Source organism: Lysobacter sp. 22409 (assembly GCF_052045105.1).
Lineage (GTDB): Bacteria > Pseudomonadota > Gammaproteobacteria > Xanthomonadales > Xanthomonadaceae > Lysobacter > Lysobacter antibioticus_B.
Map to the genome: position 1 here is coordinate 1 of NZ_JBQEOE010000054.1, position 12535 is coordinate 12535.

Annotated in this window: 9 protein-coding genes; 4 read left to right on the plus strand and 5 right to left on the minus strand. The window is 65.2% G+C overall.

Annotation, left to right across the window (positions count from 1 at the left end):
• Positions 1–454: 454 nt before the first annotated feature.
• Positions 455–1669 carry a S1 family peptidase gene (locus ACTJJK_RS20720; protein WP_440731142.1) on the plus strand — a complete coding sequence of 405 codons (1215 nt, stop codon included), beginning with the start codon at positions 455–457 and terminating at the stop codon, positions 1667–1669.
• Between the two features lie 110 nt (positions 1670–1779).
• Here ACTJJK_RS20720 and ACTJJK_RS20725 read toward each other — a convergent pair whose 3' ends face one another.
• On the minus strand, positions 1780–2073 hold the full coding sequence (locus ACTJJK_RS20725; protein WP_440731143.1) for a hypothetical protein: 294 nt from the start codon (positions 2071–2073) through the stop codon (positions 1780–1782).
• An 82-nt stretch (positions 2074–2155) separates the two neighbouring features.
• On the opposite strand from ACTJJK_RS20725, the gene ACTJJK_RS20730 reads away from it, so the two are divergent.
• Positions 2156–3370: a S1 family peptidase gene (locus ACTJJK_RS20730; protein ID WP_440731144.1), complete on the plus strand. Its 1215-nt coding sequence runs from the start codon at positions 2156–2158 to the stop codon at positions 3368–3370.
• Between the two features lie 395 nt (positions 3371–3765).
• On the opposite strand, the gene ACTJJK_RS20735 is transcribed toward ACTJJK_RS20730, so the two are convergent.
• The 3 genes from ACTJJK_RS20735 to ACTJJK_RS20745 form a co-directional block, all read right to left on the minus strand.
• Positions 3766–5307, minus strand: a complete 1542-nt coding sequence (locus ACTJJK_RS20735; protein WP_440731145.1) for a S1 family peptidase — start codon at positions 5305–5307, stop codon at positions 3766–3768.
• 843 nt (positions 5308–6150) lie between these two features.
• Positions 6151–8733: a reprolysin-like metallopeptidase gene (locus ACTJJK_RS20740; RefSeq protein ID WP_440731146.1), complete on the minus strand. Its 2583-nt coding sequence runs from the start codon at positions 8731–8733 to the stop codon at positions 6151–6153.
• A 517-nt stretch (positions 8734–9250) separates the two neighbouring features.
• On the minus strand, positions 9251–9913 hold the full coding sequence (locus tag ACTJJK_RS20745) for a hypothetical protein (RefSeq protein ID WP_440731147.1): 663 nt from the start codon (positions 9911–9913) through the stop codon (positions 9251–9253).
• Between the two features lie 196 nt (positions 9914–10109).
• On the opposite strand from ACTJJK_RS20745, the gene ACTJJK_RS20750 reads away from it, so the two are divergent.
• Both ACTJJK_RS20750 and ACTJJK_RS20755 read left to right on the plus strand, forming a co-directional pair.
• Entirely contained in the window at positions 10110–10793 is a 684-nt protein-coding gene (locus ACTJJK_RS20750; RefSeq protein ID WP_440731148.1) for a hypothetical protein, read from the plus strand.
• A 127-nt stretch (positions 10794–10920) separates the two neighbouring features.
• Positions 10921–11622, plus strand: a complete 702-nt coding sequence (locus tag ACTJJK_RS20755) for a hypothetical protein (RefSeq protein ID WP_440731149.1) — start codon at positions 10921–10923, stop codon at positions 11620–11622.
• Between the two features lie 221 nt (positions 11623–11843).
• Here the strand turns inward: ACTJJK_RS20755 and ACTJJK_RS20760 are convergent, their stop codons facing one another.
• Positions 11844–12488 (minus strand): nucleoside-diphosphate sugar epimerase, encoded by a 645-nt coding sequence (locus ACTJJK_RS20760; RefSeq protein WP_440731150.1) that lies wholly within the window; start codon positions 12486–12488, stop codon positions 11844–11846.
• Positions 12489–12535 lie beyond the last annotated feature (47 nt).

The following is a 12535-nucleotide window of genomic DNA, read 5'->3' on the forward strand; positions in this document are numbered from 1 at the left end:
CCGCGACCACGACCATGCCACTGCGACGAACCCTGCCCCGCAGCGTGGGTCGCGACTCACGTCGCTCCTACAAGAAGCCCAGCTTCAAGGGGTAGGAGCTGCGCAAGCCGCGACCGCGCGGCTTCCGATCACAGTGGAAACATCCCCATGCGATGACCGCACCAGCGCCCCCCTGCTCCGCCCCTCGACAGCCGGTTCCCTACCGGCGCTTGGCGCTTGCATAAGACGGTCATCGCCCCGCCCCCTTCGTTCACGATTTTCATAATCGGAAACGGCATTGACCACGCCGAAACCAGGTAATTCGTCTCAGTTTCGAGGTAGGGGTGCCACGCCGGGGCCCCGTTCTAGTCAATGCGGCCCGGCTGAGCGCTTCGTGCCTGCCACCCCCAGCGACCTGCCCCGGCCCCGCCGCCACTGTTGTCCGCATCCCTCTCTGTCTTAGGAGTTTTTGGATATGCGCAAGTTCAGTATGTCGGTTCTCGCTGCCACCGTAGCCATGACCGTATCCGGCGCGGCCCTCGCCGGCGACGACCTCGCCCCCGCGTTGAAGTCGGCCATGCAGCGCGACCTGGGATTGTCGGGCACGCAGCTCGCTCAGTACCTGAAGACCGAACGCCTCGCCGCACAACAAGAAAAGACTCTGGAAAAGCAGCTCGGCCGCAACTTCGCCGGCGCCTGGCTCGAACGCAAGGCCGACGGCTCGTTCGGCGTGGTCGCCGCCAGCACCTCGATCAAGGCCGCCAAGGCCGCGGCCGGCGTGGAAACCCGCCAGGCGCGTCATAGCCTGGCCGCGCTCAATGCAGCGAAGGGACAACTCGACAGCCAGCTCGCGCGCAACGGCAAGGCACCGAAGGGCGTGTACAGCTGGGCGGTGGACCTGCCGAGCAACAGCGTGACCGTGGGCGTGGCCCCGGGCGCGGAAGAAGCCGGCGTCGACTTCGTCGCGCGCAGCGGCCTGGATGCGAGCACCGTGCGTTTCGAAACCCTGAGCGAAGCGCCGCAGCGCCGCATCGCCATCCAGGGCGGCCGCGGTTATCTGCGCGACCCGGGCGACGGCTACGTCTATGCCTGCTCGGTCGGCTTCCCGGTGACCAAGGGCACCACCCTGGGCTTCGCCACCGCCGGCCATTGCGGCGACACCGGCGAAGTCGTGTATCACGAAGTCTCGCAGTGGACGCCGGGCGTGCGCCTGGGTTCGTTCGCCGCCTCGTCGATGCCGGACGGAAACCAGAGCGGCCCCGACCGCGGTTGGGTGCAGGTCGACAACACCCACACCCTGTCGGCCAGCGTCTACGGCTACGGCAGCGGCGACGTCAACGTCGCCGGCAGCACCGAAGCCGCGGTCGGCGCTGCGCTGTGCCGTTCCGGCCGCACCAGCGGCTGGCGTTGCGGCGCCATCCGCAGCAAGAACATGACCGTGTCCTACGTCGACGACGCCGGCAACCCGGACGGCACCGTGACCGGCCTGACCCAGACCACCGCCTGCGCAGAAGGCGGCGATTCCGGTGGTTCCTTCATCACCGGCGCCGGCCAGGCGCAGGGCGTGCTGTCGGGCGGCAGCGGCAGCTGCAAGGGCCGTCAGGGCCGCACCGGCGGCGGCAACAGCTACTTCACCCCGATCAATTCGATCCTCAGCACCTATGCCTTGACCTTGAAGACCACGCCATAATCCATCGCGGTTGCGACAGGTGTCCGAGCGCCCCGGGTTTCCGGGGCGCTTTTTTTTGCGCGGCGTAATCGGCGGCTGTCGCTTCACCGGCGTGCGCCGCAACCGCGCCATTACTTCAATGACGACGTGCGATCGATACATCGATGGCGCGCCTCATCGCAACCGATCGATGCGCGCATGTGTGACAACGGGTCATCGACGACCGCGAAAGCTCCGAGCAACGTTTCCGCATCAAGCGAAAGAAATCCACTGTCACAACAAAGCGTGCGCAAACCGCTATTTCCAAGATGTTTTCCTGCTTTTAAAAAACTCGCTTCCGGAACCAACAAGGACGTCTCATTTCGCGCGTAGGGCAAACAGATCGCGTCGCGTTCTAATCGATGCGGCCCGATGAAGCGCTGCATGCGATGCAACCTCACGCATGACAACGCCGCGCTTTAACGGCCGCGAATCTGATTACCCCCACTCGTCCATGGAGTTTCTGGAATGCGTAAATTCAATATTTCGATCGTCGCTGCCGCCGCGGCCATGTTCGTATCCGGTGCGGCCGTCGCCGCCGACGATCTCGCTCCCGCGCTGAAGACCGCCATGCAGCGCGACCTGCGTCTGTCCGGCCCGCAGCTGATCCAATACCTCAAGGCCGAACGCCTTGCCGCGCAGCAGGAAAAAACCCTCGCCAAGCAACTCGGCCGCAACTTCGCCGGCGCCTGGCTCGAGCGCAAGGCCGACGGTTCGTTCGGCGTGGTCGCCGCCAGCACCGCGATCAAGAACACTCAGGCCGCAGCCGGCGTCGAAACCCGTCGCGCCCGTCACAGCCTCGCCGCGCTCAATGCCGCCAAGGCGCAACTCGATGGCCTGCTCAACCGCAGCGCCAAGGCGCCGAAGGGCGTGTACAGCTGGTCGGTCGACCTGCCCAGCAACACCGTCACTGTGGGCGTCGCCCCGGGCGCGGAAGACACCGGCGTCGACTTCGTCGCCCGCAGCGGCCTCGATGCGAGCGTGGTGCGTTTCGAAACCCTGAAAGACGCACCGCAGCGCCGCATCGCCATCCAGGGCGGCCGCGGCGTGCTGCGCGAAGTCGGCAACAACCGCATCTCGGCTTGCTCGATCGGCTTCTCGGTCACCAAGGGCAACAGCGCGGGCTACGCCACCGCGGGGCATTGCGGCAACGTCGGCGACATCGTGTATCACGAAGTCTCCCAGTGGGAGCCGGGCGTGCGCGTCGGCACCTTCGCCGCATCCGCCATGCCGGACGACAACGCGCGCGGCCCCGACCGCGGCTGGGTCCGGGTCGACAACACCCACGTGCTGTCGGCCAGCGTCCATGGCTATGGCAACGGCGACGTCGCCGTGCGCGGCAGCACCGAAGCCGCCGTCGGCACCGCCGTCTGCCGTTCCGGCCGCACCACCGGCTGGCATTGCGGCGCCATCCGCAGCAAGAACGTCACCGTGTCCTATACCGACGACTACGGCAACCCGGACGGCACCGTCACCGGCCTGACCCGCACCACCGCCTGCGCCGAAGGCGGCGATTCCGGCGGCTCGTTCATCACTGCCGAAGGCCAAGGCCAGGGCGTGCTGTCGGGCGGCAGCGGCGACTGCCGAGGCGCCGCGGGCGACAACGGCGGCGGCAACAGCTACTTCACCCCGCTCAATTCCATCCTCAAGGCCTACACGCTGACCCTGCGCACCAGCCCGTAATCCATCACGGTTGCGACTATGGGTCGAACGCCCCGGAGGTTTCCGGGGCGTTTTTTTGTGGGCGTCCCGCCTAGCGGTTCCCCCTCCCCCTGTAGGAGCGACGTGAGTCGCGACCGCGGAGTTGCGGCCTCGCGTCGAACCACACAGGTATCCGGCGCGGTCTCGGTTACACGGGAATCTGGCGTCCACTGGACACCTCGCGGTCGCGGCTTGTGACCGAAGGAAATCCAGTAGGACGCCGCTCCTACCCTGGGATGCTCGGTTGCAGGGAGATGCGACGCGAGCGGGTGGCTGCGCGGTCGCGACTTACGTCGCTCCTACAGGGAGATTCCTAAAAGCCTGGCGGATTCGCAAACGACGGCCGGACACCCGGCCGTCGTTCGCTCAGCAGCCGATCAAGGCTCGATCGTGATCGTCGGCGGACTGCCGTCGCCGCGCGCCGCCGCTCCGCTAGCCGCGGTCGGGGCCGTGCAGGTGCTGGTGTGGTCGATCGCGTTGGTCGTCGCCCCATCCGCGCCGATCAGGGTCGTGCGCCAAGCGAAGGTGGCGGTCGGCATCGTCCCGGTGGTCGTGCACTTGAAATTGAAGGTCAACGGCGAGGCGGTATTGCTGGTGTAACTGCCGTTGTAGTCGTTGCAGGTCCAGCCGGAAGGACAGCTGATGATCTTGGTCTTGCGCTGCACCGTGAACTTCGGCACGCCCTTGTAGAACACCTGCGCCTGAAAGGCCACGTTGTGGGGCCCCGACACGTTCGGGATGCGGTCCAGGCTGAAGGCCTCCTTCAACACCGACACGCTGAGCGCGGAGAAATGATCCACCGGCACGAAGTACAGGTCGTTATGGGTCGGCGTGCCCGGGCCGCCGCGTCCGTGGACGATGCCGTAGGCGGTGTTGGTGCCGAACACCGGCCCGCCGCTGTCTCCGACGTCGTTCATCACCTGGTTGCTGGCGTTGTGCACGCGGATGAAAGTGCCGACCGCTCCGTTGTACATCGCCTGCGCGTTCTTGTCGGCGACCTGGCCGCAGGTGTAGTTGGTGGTGATGCCGTTCTTGCACGCCGTCGCGCCCAACGGCAGGTTGGCCGAGGTCGTCACGCTGGTGATCTCCATCGTCGCCTGCGGCCCGCCGACCAGCTTGATCTGGTTGCTTTGCACCTGCGGCGTGCCGCCGGACTGCTTGTTCCACTGCAGGTCCAGCGAACCGCTGTTCTGCTCGCTCTTGAATGCCAAAGTCACGTTCGGGCTGCCGATGTAAGTCAGCGCATTCTCGCAATGCCCGGCCGTGATCACCCCGAGCTCACGCGTCGCATTGACCACGTTGAAGCCGGTCGTGCAGCGCAGTGTCGCCCCATCGACCCGGCTGCCGCCGACGATCGCCGTGGGCGACATCAGCGCCGGCACCTTGTGCAGCTTGATGTAGTCGGCCACCGCCATCAGCCCGGACAGGCGCTTGGATGCGGTCGCGGTGTCGAGCACGAACAAATTGACCTGCGAGGTCTTGAGGTCCAGCCCCGACTCGAACGCGACACCCGACTGGCTCAACTGGGCCGCCAATTCCTCCTGCGCTCCGCGCAACAACTCCAGCGGGCGCGGCGCCAATTGCGCCACGAACAGCGGGTCCTTGGTGTAGCGCGCCAACAATGCCTTCGGCGTTTTGGTGAACCGCACCACCACCCGGTATGTCGGCTGGTGCTCGATATACAACCCGGCGAAGGTATCCGGCAACTCGCGCTGCAGCCGCTGCTCCAACTGCGCGATCTCCGGCACCTGCGCCGTGCGGCGCTTGGCTTCGGCCAGCGGCACCTTGAACTGTTGCGCATACGACACCGCGATGGGGTCGCCGCCAGCCGGCTGCGCATTGAGGCCCAGCGAGAACAGCAAGCCGACGGCCAGCGCGGTCGGGGCGAGACGTGCGGAATGACGGTATCCAGAATCCATGAGGAAACGCTCCTTTAGTTGTCGACAGGCAGGCGCCTGTCGCCCGACTTATAGCGTTCGCGGCACCGATGAGAAGGAGGTACTGTCAAAAGTGACGCAGGATGTTGGGAGCCGAGCGAGCGAAACGCGACGGGCGTGCCGGTTTGATGGAGGACCAAGGGTAGGAGCGGCGTCCTACTGGATTTCCTTCGGTCACGAGCCGCGACCGCGGAGTGACGATCTCGCGCCGAACCACACAGGCATGCTGCGTGGGCTCGGTTGCAGGGGGATTCAGCGCGAGATGGATACTTCGCGGTCGCGGCTCGCGCCGCTCCTACCCTTTGCAACCTCGGTTGCTTGGGATTCGACGCGAGGCCACAACTTCGCGGTCGCGACTCACGTCGCTCCTACAGCGGAAACATCCATCGAAAGCGCACCTTTCCTTGTCGGCCTACGTCCCCGCCCGAGCCTTGTAGGAGCAACGTAAGTCGCGACCATGCAACCCCACCTGGCTCCGCCCCAACCTGCAACCCAAAGGGTAGGAGCGGCGCGAGCGGCGACCGCGCCGTCGCGAGCTCGCACCGAACCTCACAGGCATGCTGCGTGGGCTCGGTTGCAGGGAGATTCAACGCGAAATGCATACTTCGCGGTCGCGGCTTGTGACCGAAGGAAATCCAGTAAGACGCCGCTCCTACCCTTTGCAATCTCCGTTGCTTGGGTATTCGACGCGAGGCCACAACTTCGCGGTCGCGACTCACGTCGCTCCTACAGGGGAGGAATCGAGCGAGAAACGAAACTTTCCCTGACTGTGAACTCCACAAAAAACGCCGCCCGAAGGCGGCGTTTTTCGTTACGCAAACGGCTCTATTTGTTCTTCGGCACTACCACCGTAGCCGAGTCGCCCACATCGTTGCCGGAACCGTCCTGCGCGGTGTAGGTCGCGGTGTACACGCGGCCGTCGCCGTTGCCGGCCCGCTCGCTGCGCAGGTCGAACTGCAGGTCGGGGGTGCCGATGGCGGCGTTCTGGATGTCGTTGACGGTGTTGCCGTCGGCATCGCCGTTGTCGGGCTCGTCGCTGGTCACGCTGGTCAGGACGTAGCTCACTCCCGGGCAGTTATCGGCGGCGACCACGGTGGCCCAGATCGGCACCATCTTGTGGTTCGGCGGCCACAGCTGGTTGGGATCGAGGCTGACGTCGATCGTCGGCGGGCTGTCGTCGACGATCTGCGCCAACGCGGTGTCGTTGGTCGACAGGCCACAACCGTCCTGTGCGGTCACGCTGACGGTGAGCTGCGCCGGCGAGCCGGTCAAATCCGAGACCACCACGCTGCCGCTGACGCCGACCTGCGTAGACGTGATCTGCTGGATGTTGATCGTCGGCGTGCCCAGGGTGAAGTTGTTCGCGCCCTTGATCAGGTCCACATCGACATCGCCGGCCAGCACGCCGCAGGTGTCGGTGGCCTGGGCGGTGAACTGCACGGTGAACTGGCATTGGTCGTCGACGGCGCCGCCGGCCGTGTTGACCGCGACGCTCGGCGCGGTGTTGCTGACGCCCAGGTCCTGGTCGTTGATGTCGAAGAAGATGTTGCCGACCGACTGCAGCTTGATGCGGTTGTCCGAACCCGATGCGCAGGGCACCACGAACGAACTCGCACCGTCGTTGGCGGTGGAACCTATCAGAGTGGTGGCGAAGTTCTGCCCGCCGTCGCTGGAGAACAAGGCGCTGACCTGCGGTGCGATCGAGCCGCCGCCCACCTCCCAGGTCAGGGGCACGGAGCAACCGGCGCCCAGGGTGCCGCTGTTGGGCGAGGTGATGAAGAACGGATCGCCCACCACCTGGATGTGCATGCCGTCGTAGGCCACGCCACCGCCGCCCATGCGGTTGTCGCGCGCGATCAGGCGGAAGTTCATCTCGCGATCGACCTGCGGCAGGATTTCGCCGGCGCGGGTCACGCCGTCGAGCAAGTCCTGCAGGTTCGGGATGATGCGCGAGCTGGACGCGCCCGGGGGCAGCGAGCGGACCAACGGGCCGTCGCCGGGGTCGGTGTTGATCGGCCGTTGGGTCACCGCGCGGTCGTACTGCTCCCAGTTGTAGGTCAAGGCATCGGCATCGGTCGCCGAGCCGCTGAGTTCGAACGGCGTCTGCCGCGGAATCGTGTAGTCCCCACCGGCATTCACGTTGGGCGCCGAGTTGCCCGTGTTGACCAAGGTGCCGCAGGTGGAACCGACGCCGACGAACACATTGGTGACAATTTCGTCGAAGCTGCGCGAGTGGAAGTACGAGCCGGCGCCGATCACCGATGTGTCGACGTCGTCCGAATCGCAGTTACCGTTGTACGACATGCGGGTGGTGCCGCTGCCCGGCTCGTAGCCGCTTTCGCTGTCGCCGGCGAGGAACTCGTTCAAGGTGCAGCTGCCGCCCGCGCCGGTGAAGGTGTGGCGCGCGCCGAGCTGATGGCCGACCTCGTGCGCGAGCAAGCCGCTGGCGCTGTTGGCGCCGTTGTTGCCCATCTGCCCTGCCCCGCGCCCCTTGTGCAAGGTGTCGTTGGTGGTCTGGCACACCACGTACCAGGCGCAACCGCTGGCGCCGTTGCCCGCGCGCGTGGCGAACAGGAAGCCCAGGTCGTAGTCCGCATCGTCCAACACCACCTTGTTGTTGTCGCGATTGACATCACGCAGGGTGCAGGGGCTTTGGGTGTTGTCGAAGGGGTCGGTGTCCGGGTCGCTATAGATCACATCGTCGCTGGCATCGGCGATCACCAGACGCACGCTGACCTCGGGTTCCAACACCGCATTGGCGCCGGCCAGATCGGCGACGATCGACGACCACACATCGGCCAAGCCACCGCCCGCATCGCGGGCCTGGTAGAACTCGCCGGTGGTCGACGCCGCCAGCCGATAGATCCGCAACTGCGTGCCCGCATCGACCTTCTCATTCGCCTTGATCTGCGACACCAGCGCAGCCGAGAAGCGCGGCACCGGCGGCTCGTGATGGTGATCGTCGTCGCCCAGGTGGAAATCGTTGGCGCCGTCGGTGCGGTCCTGGTCGCGATAACTCAGGTAGACGCGGCCATTGGCGGTTTCGACCGGCTCGACGCGCAGGATGCCGTCGTCGGTCTGGCCCGAGATGAACACACCGCGCGTGCCGACGGTGATATGGCCGGTGAAGCCTTCGCGCTCGTCCTCGAATACATACGTCTTGATCTGCGGGAACTGGCCCGCCAGGTTCGGCCCCAGCAACTGGCTTTGCGCCAACGCAATCTGCACGAAACCGCCGCTGGCGCGCGGCAGATAGATCTGCGTCTGCGGCGGAATCGGCCCGAAGGTTTCGCGCGGGGTGTCGCGCAAGCGCGCTTCGAGCATCATCCCGTCGAGGGTCAGCGGCACATAGCCGGTCGGCGCCGGAAAGCGCTCGGGCAACTGCACCGCCGGCAAGGTTTGCCACATGCCATCGGGCGAAGCGCCGCCGTTTACCAACATGGCCGCAGCAGCGATAGGATTCGGCGCGAAGGCCGCACCCGCTGCGCCTTGCGAGCCGCCCGCGGCGGCGTCCTGATGCGTGTCCACGAACGAAGGCGCCGAGATCCGGCTCGCAAAAGCGAGCGCAGCCAAACCCAACGCGATCAGAGAAACCGCGGCCCACCGTTGGGGGCCGCGCCGGAACGTCGAATGGGTAGTCATGACACAGGTCCTGGTCATAGGGGAATGCCGGCGCGGCCCCGGGGGCAGTCCGAGCACAGCGCCGGCATGGGGGACAACGCGGGCGCAGCGCGGCGTCGGACAGAGATGAGACGCGGAGTGCTCGCGCGACCCCATTCAGGTGACCAGCGGTCGGTTTACCTACCTATTTCGGCGCCATGGATGGCCCGGCCGTTCGTCTAGCGCCCCTGGCGAATCCGGGCGTTTTGCAATGCAGCAACGATCGTTAGCGCATGTACCGCACAGCCAGCGGCCGTGAGATACCTCAACGCTTGCGCCTGGTTTCGGACTTCCGAAAACGAGCCGGCAAAGCTGCAGCGCTCTTGTATTCGGCTACCGGCTTCCATTTCAGCTTGGCAGTCCAGCGTGGCACGGCCTCCACGGTATCGCTCATACGCTCTGCCTTCCCTAACGCTCGATAGGCGAAAAAGAACGCCTCCAATGCAAGTGCCCAAGCCGCCAAGCCGAGCAATGACTTGCCGCTGATGACCGCCAGCGCTATGAATCCGAACGCAGAGAACGCGAGGATCGCGTAAGCAGCCAACCAAATACGCCATTCCACACGACGTGCCTTGAGCGAAGAATGTCGCTTTTCCCTCCAACGCATCTCGCCGGTGGCCTCGTCCATATCCAGAAGTGGCCAGACGAACGCAAGGTCCACCAAGGCACGCGCGGCCTGCGGTTGAAGCATCAAATGTCGAATCAACGGCACTGGCAGGTTCTCGCCATAAACATGCCGGACTGCGACTTGAAGCCAAAGGTCGTCTGCCTTGTCCGCCTTGGCCCACAAGTCGAGAAAGTCTTTCCGATCCTGTGCCCGGGATCGATGCAACCCAAACAGGCCCTTCGCCAGGGGAACTGCAATCACCGCCACTATCAGCGGAATCAGCCAGGGAGACCCGAGTGCCTTCAGTATCTCGCTGAACATACGAACCATCCTTGTCTTAGCACGTCGGCTGCCGCTTAGAGTACGACCAGGCACCGACGGCGCAACGGCTGGGCGCCCGTAATGTGCGGTTTCGCATGCAAGAACACACTTCGAATCACGAATGCGCAACTCCCAGTTGCTCTTGCAACCCGATGCCAGTTCCATGACCCTAACGGCATCTTTTCAGAACCGGCCCATGGCCCGACTCATTGCCCATATCCAGTTCGACGCACGCACACTCGGCTGCGCGATCTTGTGCTTGGGCCTCGTCGCCTGCGGCTCCCCAGCGGAGGTCTCGGCCACCACACCGCTGCCCGATCGATCCGATCAACCGGCATCGCTTTCCAGCCCCAAGGCTCAGCCTGTGAAAGACACACCCAATGCGCCGGCCTCAGCGCCAAAGCTGAGCAAGAAAGAGTTCGAAGAAAAGTTGTTCGCCCTCATCCAGAGCATTCAAGCCCCAGACGATCTGAGCAAGGCCCGGGTCGAGGCTCTGACACACCTCTCATTAGGCCCATCCGAAGTCGAGGGCACCTGGTCGGCTCGGGGCGTCCTCGACTCCGGCTCGGGCTACTCTTTCGATGTCACCCGGTATGCCAACGGCGACAAGGAAGTGCAGCTTTATCTGCCAGACGAAAAACGCTACGACCCGCAGCGGCGCCATAACTGCGCGCTGCCCTTGGCCGGCCTGCACGACCAGCTGAAAGCCATGGGCTATCGGGACAACGAATTCTCGGGACCGGACGGTCTGCCGCAAGCCTGGCAGTACTGGAAAGGCCGGCAATCGCTGCTGATTGACTACACCTACCACGACACGCCCGCAGGCGATCAGACCGCATGCGTGCATGCCGTCACGATCGAGATGATCATTGAGGACTGAACACCCTCATGGACCGGCACGACTCGCTGTTTCCCCATGTTCGCAAGAAACGGCGCCTCCAAGCTGCCGCTTGGGCTAGTCGCCAAGACCGTCGCCATCCCGCGACTATCCCTGGTTGAGCCATAGCGTGAACCGCAAATACTTCTCCGTCGTAGCCGCCGTCATCGCGATACTGACTCTGGCCGCCTGCCAGCAAAGCAATGCCGTCCACGAACCGAATTCGCGCACACCGGCCCACAGCGAAACGCCTGCATCCGCAGAGCCCAGCGCACTGCTCGCCGTCGCCAGCGTATTCGCCGGCGACCGCGGCCGCGACTGGAAGGCTTACGCTGCCCTGCCCCAGATCGCATGGACCGACCCCGCACCGACCGAGCAAGGCCCCGGCGTCTACTTTCGCCAGGGCACGGTTCTGCTGCGCGGCTTCGCCGACGAAGACGTCCCCAACGGCGTCCCGGGAATGGAGCACGGCATCGTGCGGCGCAACGAGGGTCAGTCCACCCTGACCCTGATCGGCTCGCAAACCGAAGTCGGCACCGTCGCGATCAGCAAGCCGTTCTACTCCGACGACTACGCGGCCATTTTGCGCAACCAGTTCGGTGCCGCCGCCCGGCTCGTTACGATCGCCGACCAATGCGCCCCGGCCCCGTTCGACGAAGGCGCCGGCCCTGGTGCGTTTTTCGAGCTCTCGATTCCCGGTCGCGACATCGTCTATGCGCGGGCCAGCCAGCAGGATGGCGGCAAGTACACGGCGGGGTTTACGGTCTTCGAGCTGACGCGGGCCCATCCATCGCAGGCGATGGCAGAGCTAGGCTGCAAGCAGCCCAAGTAACAGCGACTCACCGATCCCCTGCTTGGCACGCAACACTGCAGCAACCGCCCGGCAGCTTCGCGCGCCTTCCAGGGCATCGATCCAACGGAGAAACCAGCCGATTCGGCGACGGACACCCAAGCGGCGCGGTCGCACCTGGTCGGTTATACGGCGCAACGCCACCGACAAGCAAGGCAACTCCGCCCCAGTTCTTTCATGCGAACTCAGGGCGGTCGATGCGCCTAGCGCCGCATCGCACCGGACAGCAGGACCGTCCTGCCTTGGGCCGACGGAACCGCGGAGAGCAGAGCCGACGCGACTGCCGACGCGTCGATGGGTTTGTAGTTCGCCGGGATCAGGAACCCCACCACCTTGCCGAGTGCGGACCCCAGTACCTCGCCCTGCCGGGTCGGTTGCCCGAGCACTTCGCGGTCTCCGACCAGCAATGATGGACGGGCGAAGACCATGCCCTCGAACGGCATCGCCGCCAAGGCGTCCTCCAGCTCGCCTTTTACCCGGCTGTAGAACACCTTCGACTTGGAATCGGCGCCCATCGCGCTGACCAGGCCGACCCGTTTGGCGCCCGCGGCCAAGGCCGCCGTCGCCACCGCCAGATTGGCGTCGTAGTCGACGGCACGAAACGCCGCCTGGCTGCCGGCGACCTTGATCGTCGTGCCCAGCACCAGATACACCTCGTCCGCGCGCGGCAGATCAGGCAGTGCGGCGAAGTCGACGACGTGCGCCGTCAGCTTGGGATGCTGCTCCGCCGGCATTCTGCGGCCGAGGCTGTGCACTGCGGCGACGCTTGGGTCGGCTAACAGCCCGGACAGAAGCTCCCTGCCCACCAGGCCGGTTGTGCCTGCAACGATGACGGTGCGGGTTGCCATGACGAACTCCCATCGAGCGAACTGGGATTCTGCTCAGGTCTCGGCTT